Annotated in this window: 16 protein-coding genes; 4 read left to right on the plus strand and 12 right to left on the minus strand. The window is 37.4% G+C overall.

What is annotated here, in order from left to right; translation table 11 throughout:
* Positions 1-145: 145 nt before the first annotated feature.
* On the minus strand, positions 146-1,855 hold the full coding sequence (gene ezrA, locus AC2JF9_RS01905; protein ID WP_500725031.1) for a septation ring formation regulator EzrA: 1,710 nt from the start codon (positions 1,853-1,855) through the stop codon (positions 146-148).
* 417 nt (positions 1,856-2,272) lie between these two features.
* Between ezrA and rpsD the strand changes: the two genes are divergently transcribed.
* The 4 genes from rpsD to AC2JF9_RS01925 all read left to right on the plus strand — a co-directional run bounded on the left by rpsD (position 2,273) and on the right by AC2JF9_RS01925 (position 5,903).
* Positions 2,273-2,884, plus strand: coding sequence for a 30S ribosomal protein S4 (gene rpsD, locus AC2JF9_RS01910; protein ID WP_500725033.1), 612 nt, complete (start codon positions 2,273-2,275; stop codon positions 2,882-2,884).
* A gap of 69 nt (positions 2,885-2,953) precedes the next feature.
* Positions 2,954-3,424 (plus strand): DUF1694 domain-containing protein, encoded by a 471-nt coding sequence (locus AC2JF9_RS01915; protein ID WP_500725034.1) that lies wholly within the window; start codon positions 2,954-2,956, stop codon positions 3,422-3,424.
* Positions 3,424-4,740 carry a replication-associated recombination protein A gene (locus AC2JF9_RS01920; RefSeq protein WP_500725035.1) on the plus strand — a complete coding sequence of 439 codons (1,317 nt, stop codon included), beginning with the start codon at positions 3,424-3,426 and terminating at the stop codon, positions 4,738-4,740. The genes AC2JF9_RS01915 and AC2JF9_RS01920 overlap by 1 nt, the downstream gene beginning before the upstream one ends.
* A gap of 704 nt (positions 4,741-5,444) precedes the next feature.
* Positions 5,445-5,903, plus strand: coding sequence for a universal stress protein (locus AC2JF9_RS01925; RefSeq protein ID WP_500725036.1), 459 nt, complete (start codon positions 5,445-5,447; stop codon positions 5,901-5,903).
* A gap of 57 nt (positions 5,904-5,960) precedes the next feature.
* Here the strand turns inward: AC2JF9_RS01925 and AC2JF9_RS01930 are convergent, their stop codons facing one another.
* The 11 genes from AC2JF9_RS01930 to atpF form a co-directional block, all read right to left on the minus strand.
* Positions 5,961-7,154, minus strand: a complete 1,194-nt coding sequence (locus AC2JF9_RS01930) for an FtsW/RodA/SpoVE family cell cycle protein (protein ID WP_500725037.1) — start codon at positions 7,152-7,154, stop codon at positions 5,961-5,963.
* A 16-nt stretch (positions 7,155-7,170) separates the two neighbouring features.
* Positions 7,171-7,398 carry a DUF2969 domain-containing protein gene (locus tag AC2JF9_RS01935; RefSeq protein WP_500725038.1) on the minus strand — a complete coding sequence of 76 codons (228 nt, stop codon included), beginning with the start codon at positions 7,396-7,398 and terminating at the stop codon, positions 7,171-7,173.
* 8 nt (positions 7,399-7,406) lie between these two features.
* Positions 7,407-7,700: a membrane protein insertion efficiency factor YidD gene (gene yidD, locus AC2JF9_RS01940; RefSeq protein WP_500725039.1), complete on the minus strand. Its 294-nt coding sequence runs from the start codon at positions 7,698-7,700 to the stop codon at positions 7,407-7,409.
* An 18-nt stretch (positions 7,701-7,718) separates the two neighbouring features.
* Positions 7,719-8,708, minus strand: a complete 990-nt coding sequence (locus tag AC2JF9_RS01945; RefSeq protein WP_500725041.1) for a rod shape-determining protein — start codon at positions 8,706-8,708, stop codon at positions 7,719-7,721.
* Between the two features lie 82 nt (positions 8,709-8,790).
* Positions 8,791-9,021, minus strand: coding sequence for a DUF1146 family protein (locus AC2JF9_RS01950; protein ID WP_500725042.1), 231 nt, complete (start codon positions 9,019-9,021; stop codon positions 8,791-8,793).
* 77 nt (positions 9,022-9,098) lie between these two features.
* Positions 9,099-9,536 (minus strand): F0F1 ATP synthase subunit epsilon, encoded by a 438-nt coding sequence (locus AC2JF9_RS01955; protein WP_500725043.1) that lies wholly within the window; start codon positions 9,534-9,536, stop codon positions 9,099-9,101.
* 11 nt (positions 9,537-9,547) lie between these two features.
* On the minus strand, positions 9,548-10,987 hold the full coding sequence (atpD, locus tag AC2JF9_RS01960; protein WP_500725044.1) for a F0F1 ATP synthase subunit beta: 1,440 nt from the start codon (positions 10,985-10,987) through the stop codon (positions 9,548-9,550).
* Positions 10,988-11,010: 23 nt separating this feature from the next.
* Complete coding sequence (locus AC2JF9_RS01965) at positions 11,011-11,973, minus strand: F0F1 ATP synthase subunit gamma (RefSeq protein ID WP_500725045.1); 963 nt, start codon at positions 11,971-11,973, stop codon at positions 11,011-11,013.
* A gap of 10 nt (positions 11,974-11,983) precedes the next feature.
* Complete coding sequence (gene atpA / locus AC2JF9_RS01970) at positions 11,984-13,495, minus strand: F0F1 ATP synthase subunit alpha (protein WP_500725046.1); 1,512 nt, start codon at positions 13,493-13,495, stop codon at positions 11,984-11,986.
* Positions 13,496-13,509: 14 nt separating this feature from the next.
* A complete protein-coding gene (atpH, locus tag AC2JF9_RS01975; protein ID WP_500725047.1) occupies positions 13,510-14,058 on the minus strand; it encodes an ATP synthase F1 subunit delta in 549 nt (182 codons plus the stop codon).
* On the minus strand, positions 14,058-14,570 hold the full coding sequence (atpF, locus tag AC2JF9_RS01980; protein WP_500725048.1) for a F0F1 ATP synthase subunit B: 513 nt from the start codon (positions 14,568-14,570) through the stop codon (positions 14,058-14,060). Before atpF ends, atpH begins: the two co-directional genes overlap by 1 nt.
* Positions 14,571-14,616 lie beyond the last annotated feature (46 nt).

The following is a 14,616-nucleotide window of genomic DNA, read 5'->3' on the forward strand; positions in this document are numbered from 1 at the left end:
TCCTTCAATTGATAATTCTAATAGAACTTAGTTTATTTGTCAGTTTAACTAATATGTTAGCTTTGTAATTTATAATTCGATAAAGTTCTCTTATTAATGTAAAAACAGTATGTTTATCCATAAACATACTGCTCTTTTTACTTAATTACTTTTTATCTGAATAATACAAATTCTCAAGTCTCTGATAAGAGCCTGGCTCCACCTTTTCAATCGCTGTTGCTATCGTATCTAAGGCGTCTTTATAATTAAACTCGTGACTATATAGCTCCATTGCCTTTTTCTGAGCTTTTTTAACTGAGTCATTGTTGGAGTACTTGTTGGAATACTGCATAGTTAGCTCAACTAAATCAGCTGAATTGATAATATCGTCTGCTTCTCGTTTTAAACGCTCAACATCATCCGAAATTTGAATTAAATCATTAGAAATCTTTTCCATGTTAATTCTGACCTGACTCAGTTCTTTTGCAACTTGACCAATTTCATTTACAACCAACGTATACATCTGAACAAAAGACTCGGGATTACCCGGTAAGTTTTTTCGTTCTAAACGCCGATATACCAACGAAACTTCTTGTTTAAAACGATTAATTGAATCATTAGCAACATTTTCGGAATCGTATAAACCATCCACGTCTTGGGACATTCTGCTTTGCTCATCACTAATCTCTCGCAGACGTTCTAGCATGCTTAGCCAAGATGATTTTATTTCCGAATAAACACCCTTGCCATCAGCTATCTTTTGCGTATCAACAGTATATTGGCGATTCATGTCATTAACTTCTTGTTCAAGTTGCCTGCTTGTAGCTAATTCACCATGGGTGAGCTCATAACTTTCATCAATATGGCGTAACTTCTCCACTAAGTCTTTGGATTCAACTTGTTCATGCGCAAGCAAACGTTGAATTTTATCTTGATTTTCCTCAATAAATGGTCGTGACTTGAATTCCTTAGTCAGAACATCATATAAGTTAGAAATTTCAGCTTTAATCTGATAAATTTTTTGAGCTAATTCTTCAATTTTTAGATCAGCTAAGAATTTGTTTGCTTCTTCAACTTCGCCTCGAATTTTTTTAATTTCTTCTAATACATCAACTTCAGTAATATAGTACTTAGAAGACATCATCTTTTTGTACGAATCAGAAATTTCACTAAGTTGATCTTGGAAAACTGAATCTAGTTGATGATGTGCTTCTTTGATTTTCGGTAATTTTTCACTAATTGAAGAAATTTCGACTTTAATTTTTGATAATACTCGTTTGGCTTCTACCTGATCACCTTGAGCAGTCAGACCTTTTGCTTCAGTAAAACCACTTTCAATCTCCGTTAATTCACTTTCTATCTGATCAAGTGCAGCTCCATAGTCAAATGAATCTGCTAAGACCATTTTACGCATATTTTGATAGTCATTGTTTAAATTATCGTACTGCATTTGGTTTTCACGGTTTGACTCAAGAAGCGCAGTAAAGACCTCTTTAGTATTTTTAGCATCATCATAAGTCGGCTGCATAATTTCTTGCGCCTGTTTAATGTTCTTTCGCGCTCGAAATAGTTGGTAATGTGCATTTTCATCAGCGGCATGTTCAAGCAGATTATTCACTTCAGGAATCTTTTTGGTGGTTGCTTGTTCATAATTCTTGCGCCATGTTGTCAAAGAAGTTAGACTCTCACCAGCAAGATCCATCTTATCTAGTTTGACAATATCAGCTTCAAGATGCATTTCTTCGATTTTAGAAATCAGCTCGTCAAGTTCAATAATTTCACGAAGTTGCCTTCGATTAATAATGAGCATAAATGCTACAATAAGGATAATGATTACAATTGCAATTATTACAATAATGGACTGAGTTGATGACATTTTCTTCCTCCAAAAACTACCTTCAATTATACCAAACTTATGTGATAGTGTGGGAATTGGATTTCAATAATTAGTTGAATTTGTGTAATTGTTAACACTTTGAGTTAATTTGGGGTCATTTTAGCTATAAAATATGCTTTTAATATGCATGAATATGTATTATTAAGCACTTTTTTATCCATTTATTTGCAGCCGCCTGATGTTTTTCTTGATTTACCTTTACTAGACCGCTATAATATATGACGTGTAAAATATTTGCAGCTATAAGTGACAAGAACGTCAACATCTTAATACGTTTTAGTGAACGAGTAGCCGATGCTGCAACAGGCGAAAATGAAAATTAAGATGCACGAATGTTGAACTTATACGTGATTATTTTACTCCAAGAACTGTTATCAGATTTTATTGGAGGATTTTATGTCAAGATATACAGGTCCAAGTTGGAAACGTTCAAGAAGATTAGGTATCTCACTTTCAGGTACTGGCAAGGAACTTAGTCGTCGTAACTATGCTCCTGGTCAACACGGTCCTAATTCACGTGGCCGTTTGTCAGAATACGGTGAGCAATTGCATGAAAAGCAAAAGTTACGCTGGATGTATGGCTTAAACGAACGTCAATTTAGAACTTTGTTCAAACGCGCCGGTAAGATTCGTCAAGGTGAGCACGGTACCAACTTCATGGTTCTGCTTGAATGCCGTTTAGACAGTCTTGTTTATCGACTAGGACTAGCTACTACTAGAGAACAAGCTAGACAGTTAGTTAACCATGGGCACATTACTGTTGATGGCAAACGTGTTGATATTCCTTCTTACGATGTTAAGGTTGGCCAAGTTATTGGTCTCAAGGAAAAGTCAAAGAACTTACAACAAGTTAAAGATGCACTTGAAGCTGTTGTTTCGCGTCCATCATTTATTTCATTTGATGAAAATAAAGTTGAAGGTTCGCTGGTGCGTCTTCCTGAACGTGATGAACTAGAACCAGAAATTAACGAAGCTCTTGTTGTTGAATACTACAACAAGTTACTTTAATAGTTTCTGTTCGCAAAACCCTTTCCTTCTTGGAAAGGGTTTTTTGTTACTTGAAAGGAAATTGTGAAAATGCCTGATGATTTAAATACCAGAGTTTCTAATGCGGCTCAAGGAATTACGCCACAGACAAAGCCTGATGAACGAAGAAAGTACTTAGGATCTCTACGTGAACGAGTACTAATTAGAATGACTAATGCAGACATAGAAAACCCTAAACTAACTAATCTTTTTATTTTACATTTTAAAGACTATATAGACTACACTCTTCTAATAAACGGAAAGATAAATGACCAGTTTTTAAATCAAGTTGAAACTAACTGCGGTAAGTTTAATATTTCTTTTACAATCGTCAACAATGAAACTGCAAAGACAGGCCCTAACGACACAGCAATTTTGGTTATTTCTCAAAACGCCATTAATAAGATGCGAATTGAGGTAGATCAAGTCTATGCACCTGAAATGCCAAAACAGGAACTAGCACAAACTAACAAAACCAAAAAGCCTGGATTTTGGCAGCGGCTTTTTCACGGAGATAAATAATGAAGCCTTTAGCTTATAGGATGCGTCCTCAAACTCTGGACGAAGTCGTTGGCCAGCAGCATTTAATTGGTCCTGGCAAAATTATTCGTCGTATGGTGGAATCAAGACTCCTATCATCAATGATTTTATATGGTCCGCCTGGAATCGGTAAAACAAGTATTGCAAGTGCGATTGCCGGCTCAACTAAGTATGCTTTTCGAAAGCTCAATGCCGCAACAGACAGCAAAAAGCAGCTTGAGCAAGTGGCAATTGAAGGAAAAATGAGCGGAACAGTAGTCCTTTTACTTGACGAAATCCACCGCTTGGATAAGACTAAACAGGATTTTCTTCTACCTCTTCTTGAATCAGGACAGGTAATTTTGATTGGTGCAACAACCGAAAATCCGTATATTTCAATTTCTCCCGCTATTCGCTCCCGATGCCAAATATTTGAACTAAAGCCTTTAGAAGCTAATGACGTTGCAAAGGCAATTGATAACGCATTAGCTGATAAAACTAATGGTCTAGGCGAATATCACGCTAAAATTACCGAGAATGCTAAAAAGCTCTTAATTCAAAAAGGAAATGGCGACTTACGTGCAACATTAAACGGCTTAGAACTTGCTGTTCGTTCTACAAAACAAGAATTGATAATGGCTGGAAAAGATACTGAAAATGGTTTTACCGTTGATCAAGAAGAAATGGCTAATTCAATACAAATGCGTGCTCAAAACTTTGACGCTAATGGTGATGGCCACTACGATTTGATTTCCGCTTTTCAAAAATCCATCCGTGGTTCTGATACTGATGCTGCCCTGCACTATTTAGCTCGGTTAGTTGAATCTGGTGATTTAATTGCAATCTGTCGCCGGTTAAGTGTGATCGCCTATGAAGATATTGGCCTGGCAAATCCGGCTGCTGCTCAGCATGCTTTTATTGCTATTCAAGCAGCTCAAAGTTTAGGCTTCCCTGAAGCGAGGATTCCGCTTGCTAATGCAGTGATTGAGCTTGCGCTTTCCCCAAAAAGTAATAGTGCTATTAGCGCTATTGACCAGGCCCTAAGTGATGTTCGTAACCAAGATATCGGTTCAATTCCAAGTGATTTAAAAGATACCCATTATTCCGGTGCCCAAAAAATGGGCCATGGAACTGGCTACATATATCCACATTCGTATCCAGGTGATTGGGTTGCACAGCAGTATTTGCCCGATAAGTTGCTAGAGAAACATTACTTTGATCCAAAAGGTAATTCTAAGATTGAAGCAGGATTTAAAAAACAATATGCTAGTTTGCGTGAACTACAACGAGACGGTCTAAAGAAAAATAAACAAAAATAATTGTGAGCTTTAACTAATTCTTCAATAGCACGTAAAATTTACTTACCTTGTTTTTGTGCTTTTAAGAAACACCGGTTAACCCCACTTAATATCTTGACAATTGCGCTTACATTGAGTAGTATAATAACTGATCTGAGTTGATCGAATAGCTTAATTGTATTAAAGTTGACCGGTCAAACATAAGACGTGCGAGATTGTAAATAACATCAGAATCGGAATACTATCAATTATGCATAGGATCCACATTCGTTGCGATACTTCTCATTTTTTTGGACACTACGGGTTCAACAAGCATCGTTTTGCTAGTCTAGTCGACTCGGATTTCTTTTAGAAATTTAGAAAGCGGTCAATGTGACCGTTTTTTGTTTGGAGATTTTCATGGTACTTAAAGTTATCATTGCCTTTTATTTGATAGTTTTGCTAATTACTGCTTATTATTTATGGCATAATCGCAATTCTCATTTTCTAATTTTTAATGGAAAAACCACTTCTAATTTTAAAGCAATAATGTCTGGTACAGCGATTGTCTTATTTATAGAATGCATAATTGGATTAGTAATACTTTTGCAGAATAATAAGTATCTTAACTTGCTAACATTAGTTTTCAGTTCGCTCACAATTTTGATTTTTAGTCTTTTAATTAATCGAAAGAGTGAATAATTCTTCGAAAGTTTGGTAAAATAATAGTAAGTGAGGTGTTTAAAATGATAAAACAATATCACCGTATTCAAGTAGCCGTGGATGGTTCTAAAGAAGCAGATTTGGCTTTTAAAAAAGCTGTTGCGGCAGCTAAACGTAACGGAGCTGTACTGGAGATTTTACATGTCATTGATACCCGTTCATTTCAAAATGTTTCAAGTTTTGACTCTGAAATGGTTGAACAGGTATCTAATGATGCAAAGGAAAAATTGCAAAAATATTATGATGAGGCAAAAAAGGCTGGTGTACAGGATGTACACTTCTCGATAGAGTTTGGTTCGCCAAAATCAATTATTGCCCATGAATTTCCTAAAAAGCATCAAATCGATTTAATTATAGTTGGTGCTACCGGACTTAATGCGGTTGAACGTATTTTAATCGGTAGTGTAACTGAATACGTTACTAGAACTGCTGATTGTGATGTACTAGTATGTCGTTCTCAGGAAAATACAGATATAATTTAAAACCAAAAAACACTTCAATTTAAAATTGAAGTGTTTTTTTTGCGCTCAACTTTTAATTTAAAAGTCGCCAGCTTGACTAAACATGTAATCTTTATTGTGAAATTTCATTGACAAAATCATACCAATGCCAATCATATTACCTATTAAAGCCGATCCCCCTTGGGAAATAAACGGTAGAGGAATACCAGTTAAAGGTAATAAATCAATACTCATTCCAATATTCTCAAAGACATGGAATAGAATCATCATAATCACGCCCGTTGAAACATAGGAATAAAAAGCATTTTTAGTGTCAAAAGTAATACGTACCATTTGAACAATTAAATATAAATACAGCAAGATTACCGCAACACTGCCAACAAAGCCAAAAGACTCACCAATAACAGAATAAACCATATCAGAGCCGCGAACAGGAACATACACGCTCAAGTTTCCAAATCCATTACCAAAAATTTGCCCTGAGCCAATTGCCTGCATGCTCTGCCATAATTGATACGCACCTTTTGAGGTATCAGTCGACGGATTAAGCCACGAAATAATTCGTCTAAATTGATAAGGCTGAAAGAAATGACTCAAGAATGATTGACCACCAGGGGTTGTAACCATAAATATAACAATGACACCAAAAATAAAAGCGGCAACAAACACAGGAGTAATTAATTTCCAGGAAATTCCAGAAACCAAAATAACTCCACCGGCAATGGCAATAAATACTAGCATTGTCCCAAAGTCATTTTGTAATCTTAGCAAAACTGCAATTGGCAAAATCCAAGCAACAATTTTTCCAATTAACACCCAATCATTTCTAATCGTATGAGCAAATTTTTGATTGTGATCGCGAACAACCCGTGCCAGCATTAGAATAAATGCTGGTTTCATTACCTCAGAAGGCTGAAATGAAATTGGACCGAGCTTAAACCAGCTTTTAGCTTCTACATCGGCTGCTATACTGCGATCATAGAAAAAAAGAACCGCAATCAGCAAAAAAATCCCAAAGCCATAAACATAAGGTGCAATGCGAAAGAGCTGGTCAGCATCAAACTGAATTACAAAAACAACAACTATAAAAGAAATAACATACCACAGACCCTGCATTAAAGTAGCCCTAATTGGGCTACCCATATGACTAGGATCATCAATTGCTGCAAAATAAATTGAATACAGCCCTATTGCTGCAAGCAGTAAAACTGGTATTACAATATTCCAAGCAATTCGATCAAATAAATTTGTCTCATTTTGTACTTTCGCCATTAGTCTTCACTACCTGTTATTTTTCATGCAAAGTATAGTAAGAAAGTAAGTCATTAATACTGCTTTCCAAGCTCTTAGCATATAAAACACTACTAGTCTTATCTGTAGTTGCTCGGTAACGACCTGATATTTTTTCAATCAGACCAATTGATTTTTTATTTGGAATAACAACTTCCCAGGTTGGATTTTCTTTTTCTTTCAGTTCGTTAATTTCAACATTAATATTTTCTGGTTTTTTTGACATAATATCTCCTATTTCGCAGATGAATGAAATTTTTTAGCAATTATCTCATCCTCATAGTCCTCGGGGTGAGGATTACGAAAAATAGTGAAGTTATCAGGTACGGGGTCAACACCACCACGCACAAAAGGATTGCATCGCAAAATCCGGCTAATCCCCATAATCAAACCTAAAAGAGGCCCAAACTTCTTTAAGGCATCAATCATGTATGTTGAGCATGTTGGATAGTATCGACAACTCGGTGGAAAAACCGGAGAAATAAACCTTTGATAAACTCTAACTAAAAAAATCAAAATCTTACGCAAGTCGATCTCCTTAATAGGTTAATGACGTTGATGCTTTTCTATATTCTTAAGTAAAATACCCGTACCAAGAGCAACAGCTTCGAGCGGATGATCTGCAGTTAAAACAGGTACTTTTAAGTGGTACGAAATTAGTTTGTCGAGGTTCTTTAAAAGTGCACCTCCACCAGTTAGCATGATTCCACGATCAATAATATCAGCTGAAAGTTCAGGTGGTGTTTTTTCAAGTACATCTTTTGTTGCCGCAATAATAGTCATTAAGCCATCATGGAGCGCTTCTTGAATCTCAGGAGCCGAAACCGTAGCTTGTTTTGGCAAGCCATCGACCACATCTCGACCACGAACTGTAATTGTGGCTTCTTCATCGGGCTCAAATGCACTACCAATCTCAATTTTAATTTGTTCAGCAGTACGAGAACCAATTAGTAAGTTGTGCTTATTTTTAATGTATGAAATAACTGCCTGATTCATATGGTCACCAGCATAGCGCAGCGATTGACTAGTAACAATCTCTCCCATTGATAAGACAGCAATATCAGTAGTTCCACCACCAATATCGATTACAATGTTGCCTTGCGGTTTAAAAATGTCAAGTCCGGCACCAACTGCAGCAACTTTTGGCTCAAAATCCAAATAGACTTTACCGCCACCAGATTTTTCTGCTGCCTGAATAATTGCCTTTTGTTCAATTGAAGTTACACCTGTTGGTGCACAAATCAAAATATTAGGCTTAGACATAAATCCTTTAACGTTTAGCTTTTCAATAAAGTATGACAGCATTGCTTCTGTAATATCAAAGTCAGCAATTACTCCGTTTTTCAGCGGACGAATTACCCGAATATTTCCAGGGGTTCGTCCAACCATTTTGTAAGCTTCAGTTCCTACTGCCACCACTTTATTTGAAGCGGTATTGACAGCAACTACTGAAGGTTCATTTAAAACAATTCCTTTGCCGGAGACGTTGATGAGCACATTGGCTGTCCCTAAATCAATTCCTATATCTCTTGCCACAATAGTCCTCCCTAAATATTCCTTGTCCATTTTACCATAAAGAAACCAACTTTGCTTTTGACTTCCAACGTTTTACTAAGTCTTAAAAGAAATTACTTAGTTGTAAAGAGGTATCCATAAGAGTAATGAAAAAGTTGCCAACTAAAAACCCAAGCGCAATTGCTGCAAAAATCAACAAAAGTTGCGCTTCAAATGTTCTATTTTTTCTAATTATCTTTTCTACCCGAACACTTTTCATTATTTGAAATGACAAACCAATTGTAATCAGATAGGTAACAATGCTAATGAGGGCACGAACGCCAAGTTGAAACATATATTTCTCGCTTTTCTTTTGTCAAATAAAAACGGACACATGTTTTTGTTTTCATGCATCCGCCTAAAACTCTAAAATTATTTATCCGAATTGTAAACACTGATTCTGTTCACTGCTCTTCTCAAAGCAACTTGGGCTCTTTCTAGTGAACGCTGGTCATGTGAAGCCTTTGCTTCAGCTAACGCACTTTCAGCACGCTTTCTAGCAGCTTCAGCACGAGAAACATCAATACTGCCAGAACGTTCAGCACTATCAGCAATGATCGTTGCAACGTTATTGGAAAATTCAAAGTATCCACCACTTACAGCTAAGTGATTGACCTCATTATTCATTTCTCGGCTTCGTTTTACTCTTACTTCACCAATTGCTAATGGTGTCAGAATCGGCAAGTGGTTATACATGACTGCACGTTGCCCATCAATTGCTCTCATCTCAACAATACTACAATGATGGGAAAAAACTAAGCCATCAGGAGTTACAACATTTACCATAAAAAGTTTTTCCGGTTCAGCCATTTGACATCACCCTACTTTTCTAACAGTGCTTTAGCTTCTGAGTCACTAGCAGTTACACCCATTTTTTGCGCCTTCTTCAAGACTTCTTCGATTGGGCCAACACTACGGAAAGCATCTTCAGGAAGATCATCCAAGTGACCATCCAAAATCATTTTAAAGCCTTTAATTGTGTCTTTAATTGGGACATATGATCCTGGAACACCAGTAAATTGTTCTGCAACAAAAAAGTTCTGAGACAAAAAGAACTGAATTTTACGTGCTCGGCTGACGATTACCTTTTCTTCGTCGGATAACTCGTCCATACCAAGTACTGAAATAATGTCTTGCAGTTCATGGTAACGCTGTAAAATATGCTGCACCCGAGTAGCAACTTCGTAGTGCTCTTGACCAACAATTTCAGGATCCAAAGCACTTGAAGTGGACTCTAACGGATCTACTGCCGGGTAAATCCCTTGCTCAACCAGACTACGTTCCAAATTAGTCGTAGCATCAAGGTGAGCAAAAGTAGTTGCCGGCGCAGGGTCAGTATAATCATCGGCTGGAACATAAACGGCTTGAATTGAAGTAATAGATCCCTTCTTAGTCGAAGTGATTCTTTCTTGCAATTGACCCATTTCTGTAGCTAAGGTTGGCTGATAACCAACGGCACTTGGCATACGACCAAGTAAGGCCGAAACTTCAGAACCCGCCTGAGTAAACCGGAAGATGTTATCGATAAATAGTAAAACATCTTGACCTTCAACATCTCTAAAATACTCAGCTAAAGTTAATCCAGTCAAAGCAACCCGCATTCTAGCACCAGGCGGTTCATTCATTTGACCGAAAACCATTGCGGTTTTACTTAAAACACCAGAGGCTTTCATTTCAAAGTAGAGGTCATTACCTTCACGGGTTCGTTCACCAACACCCGTAAAAACAGAAATGCCTCCATGTTCTTGGGCGATGTTATGAATCAACTCTTGAATAATCGTTGTCTTACCAACACCAGCACCACCAAACAAGCCGACTTTACCGCCTCGGACGTATGGCTCAAGCAAGTCAATAACCTTAATTCCAGTTTCAAGTATTTCTTGACTAGTCGTTAATTCGTCATATTTTGGCGCATTCCTGTGAATACTATTGCGTGCATGCTTTTCATCAAATTTAGGACCATTATCAATTGGGTCACCTAAAACGTTAAAAACACGACCTAAGGTATCATTACCAACAGGTACGGAGATTGGATTACCAGTATCTTCGACTTTCATTCCTCGCCGAAGACCATTGGTAGATTCCATAGCAATAGTTCTTAAGACACCATCACCAAGCTCAAGTGTAACTTCGAGGACGATTGATTCATCATCTGAGATAATCACACGTAGAGCATTATCAATATCGGGTAGGTTCTTATCAAGTGGAAATTTAACATCAACAACTGGGCCGATTACTTGAACAACTTCACCTTCACTCAAAACATCTACCTCCTTTTCTCTAATTATTTCAAAGCATTGGCACCACTGACAATTTCAGTAATTTCAGTGGTGATTTCTGCCTGTCTGGCACGATTTAATTTAGTAGTTAAACTTGATACCAAATCATTAACATTGTCAGTAGCACTCTGCATAGCAGTCATCGAACTAGCATGTTCAGCAGTCTTAGCGTCTAAAATTGCTCCGTAAATTGTAGAACGAGCATACTGCGGAATCAGAGTAGTTAGAACAGCATTAACGTCAGGTTCAATATCATATTCTAAATCTTTATGTGCTTCAGCTTCTTCAATACCGATATCAATATCAACTACCGGAAGCATTTTTTCAACACGAAATGCAGATGACAAGGAATTAATGAAGTGTGTATAACAAACATACAGCTGATCATAAACTCCATTCAAGTACATTTTAATTGCAGTTGAAACAATTGGTAATACTTCATCAAAAGTTGGCACATCAGATATTGCATCATTTTCGTAAACAACATTTAAATTGTTTTTCTTAAAAAATTCAGCACCAACTGAGCCCACCGCTAAGATCTTAATTTCTTTGTTTTCAGCTTTAGCATCTTCGGCTAAGCCCATCATATTTTTTATGACAGCACTATTATATGATCCAACCAAGCCACGGTCACCAGTAATAACTAAATAACCAGTTGACTTAACCTCTTTACGGGCCTGAACCATGTCAGATACAATTCCTAAGCCAAAAACTCTCTCATAATCAATCTTACCAATGCTTTCATTGTCAACTCTAACATTCTCTTTTTGCAAGTGTCCAACAACTTCAGCACTCATTAGACGAGATAATGTTTGACGTACATGATCATTATAGACTGTATACCCCTCATCTCGTTTTTGGGTTTGATTCAGTTTTGACGCGGATACCATTCTCATTGCTTCTGTAATTTTACCAGTTTGTTTAACTGAAGCAATTTTCTTCTTCAACTCAAGTAAAGATGCAGGCATAAACTACCTCCTATTTATTACTTGGCGAAAAACTATCAGTGAATTTTGAAATTGCAGATTTCAACTCACTTTCATCCGGTAAATCACCAGTCTCCCGAATATGGCTTAATAAATCAGCATGTTCATTGTCAAAATTGTCGTAAAGTTCTTTTTCAAAACGAGCAATGTCTTCAACCGGAACAGCATCAATGTAGCCATGAGTCAATGCATACAGCAATAAAACTTGTTTTTCAACCGGAATTGGGTCATGCAAAGGTTGCTTCAAAACTTCAACAACTCTTCGACCACGGTTTAATTTAGCCTGGGTTGCCTGATCCAAATCACTGCCAAATTGAGCGAAACTTTCCAACTCATGGTATGCCGCTAAATCAGTACGTAAAGTACCAGCGACCTTTTTCATCGCTTTAATCTGAGCACTACCACCAACACGGGAAACAGAGTTACCAGCATCAATAGCTGGACGGGTTCCAGCAAAGAACAAATCACTTTGCAAGAAAATCTGTCCATCCGTAATTGAAATTACGTTGGTTGGAATATAGGCTGAAATATCGCCAGCTTCAGTTTGAATAAACGGAATGGCAGTCATTGAACCACCGCCAAGTTTATCACTCAACTTAGCACTACGCTCCAACAGACGTGAATGCAGGTAGAAAACGTCACCAGGATATGCTTCACGACCAGGCGGACGACGAAGAAGCAAAGAAAGTTCACGGTAAGCAACTGCTTGCTTGGATAGATCATCAAAGATCACCAATACATCCTTACCATTGTACATAAACTCTTCGCCCATTGCCGTTCCAGCATAAGGTGCAATATAAAGCATCGGTGCTGGTTCACTTGGTCCTGCTTCGACAACAATCGTATAATCCATTGCTCCAAAGCGCTTTAACGTTTCTACTTGTGTTCTAACCGTTGATTCTTTTTGTCCAATAAAGACATAAATACAAATTACGTCTTGTCCCTTTTGATTCAAAATAGTATCAACTGCTAAACTAGTTTTACCGGTTTTACGGTCACCAATGATTAATTCACGTTGACCGCGGCCGATTGGAACCAGAGCATCAATTGCTTTAATTCCAGTTTGCAGCGGCTGATTAACTGACTGTCGTTGCATAACACCCGGCGCTGAAGCCTCGATTGGACGAGTCTTGGTAGTTTTAATGTCACCTAAGCCATCAACTGGTTGCCCTAAAGGGTTAACAACACGACCAATTAATTCATCTCCGACCGGAACACGCATAATTTCACCGGTTCGTTTGACTTGGTCACCTTCACGAATATCATCAAAGTTACCCAAAATAATGATACCAACATCATTTGATTCAAGGTTTTGGGCAATACCATAAGAACCATTGTCAAATTCCAATAGTTCATTAGCAAGAACATTGTTCAATCCGTGAGCCCGGGCGATACCATCACCTATGTATGTCACAACCCCAACTTCATTGATGTCGAGTTTGTCATCATAGTGTTCAAGCTGTTGCTTGATTAAAGAGCTTATCTCTTCTGCTTTTATGCTCAATGGTTTCACCTCTTTTAATTTTTATTAATTAACTGCGCACGAATCTTTTTCAGCTTATTCTTAACTGAACCATCGATTACGCAATCGCCAACTTTTAGAATTACACCGCCAATTACACTTTCGTCAACCTCATTTTCAAGGTGAACAGCGCTTAAATGGAATCTTTTGGCATAACTATCTCCTAAAGCTCTGAGTTGCGCATCATCTAACTTGACTGCTGTAATTGCAGTACCAACCATTACTTTCTTATTACTATTATATAGTTCATTAAAACAATCTATAATTGCAACAAGATCTTGAAAATGATTATAGTCTAATAGCAAATTCAAAAAAGTCTGAACTTCTATAGTAAAGCCTTGTTCAATCACTGTTAATGACTTTTTCTTTTCATCGCTATTAAAAATAGGATCACTAAAAACACTCAATATCCTAGGATTATTCAAGATAGCCTTACGTAATTCCTGTAAGTCCGCATGAACTTTATCCAAAGCATTCATGTCCTGAGCGTAATCAAATAGTGCAGTGCCATAACGCGCAGTAATTTGTTCTTTTGTCAAGGACATTATTCATTCAGCCCCTTAATAAACTGATCGACTAAATCTTTCTGGTCATCTGCAGATAAGTTCTTGGCAATTACTTTCTCAGCAATTGTAACCGAAATATCAGCAACTTGTGTACGCGCCTCATCCAAAGCTTCAGCTTTAGCCTGAGCGGCATCTGCCTTGGCCTTTTCATGGATTGAGGCCGCATCATCGTTAGCTTCAGCTACAATCTGGCTACTTGCTTTCTGAGCATTTGCCTTTGCGTCAGAGAGAATTTGTGTTGCTTCTTGTCTTGAATTTTTCAAGGCAGCTTCACGTTCATTAGCCAAGATTTCGGCTTTTTTGCGGTTATCCGCAGCCGAATCCAAGTCATTGATTACTTTTTGCCGTCTTTTTTCCATCATCTCGGAGACTGGTCCCCAAGCATAATGCTTCACCAAGACAAGTAAAATTGCAAAAACAATTATGTACCATAACGTATTACCTAAATAGGTAAAACCTGCTGAGGCTGCAAATAAAGTATGAAATGTCATTTACTGCCCTTCTCTCTTTTTTAACTTAAATACTTTCTAGTAAAAA

Source organism: Lactobacillus sp. C449L (genome assembly GCF_059900815.1).

Excerpts from the sequence above, each read along its gene's own strand:
- ezrA (WP_500725031.1), bottom strand. The coding sequence starts at position 1,855 with ATGTCATCAACTCAGTCCATTATTGTAATAATTGCAATTGTAATCATT.
- rpsD (WP_500725033.1), top strand. The coding sequence starts at position 2,273 with ATGTCAAGATATACAGGTCCAAGTTGGAAACGTTCAAGAAGATTAGGT.
- AC2JF9_RS01915 (WP_500725034.1), top strand. The coding sequence starts at position 2,954 with ATGCCTGATGATTTAAATACCAGAGTTTCTAATGCGGCTCAAGGAATT.
- AC2JF9_RS01920 (WP_500725035.1), top strand. The coding sequence starts at position 3,424 with ATGAAGCCTTTAGCTTATAGGATGCGTCCTCAAACTCTGGACGAAGTC.
- AC2JF9_RS01925 (WP_500725036.1), top strand. The coding sequence starts at position 5,445 with ATGATAAAACAATATCACCGTATTCAAGTAGCCGTGGATGGTTCTAAA.
- AC2JF9_RS01930 (WP_500725037.1), bottom strand. The coding sequence starts at position 7,154 with ATGGCGAAAGTACAAAATGAGACAAATTTATTTGATCGAATTGCTTGG.
- AC2JF9_RS01935 (WP_500725038.1), bottom strand. The coding sequence starts at position 7,398 with ATGTCAAAAAAACCAGAAAATATTAATGTTGAAATTAACGAACTGAAA.
- AC2JF9_RS01950 (WP_500725042.1), bottom strand. The coding sequence starts at position 9,021 with ATGTTTCAACTTGGCGTTCGTGCCCTCATTAGCATTGTTACCTATCTG.
- AC2JF9_RS01955 (WP_500725043.1), bottom strand. The coding sequence starts at position 9,536 with ATGGCTGAACCGGAAAAACTTTTTATGGTAAATGTTGTAACTCCTGAT.
- AC2JF9_RS01965 (WP_500725045.1), bottom strand. The coding sequence starts at position 11,973 with ATGCCTGCATCTTTACTTGAGTTGAAGAAGAAAATTGCTTCAGTTAAA.
- atpH (WP_500725047.1), bottom strand. The coding sequence starts at position 14,058 with ATGTCCTTGACAAAAGAACAAATTACTGCGCGTTATGGCACTGCACTA.
- atpF (WP_500725048.1), bottom strand. The coding sequence starts at position 14,570 with ATGACATTTCATACTTTATTTGCAGCCTCAGCAGGTTTTACCTATTTA.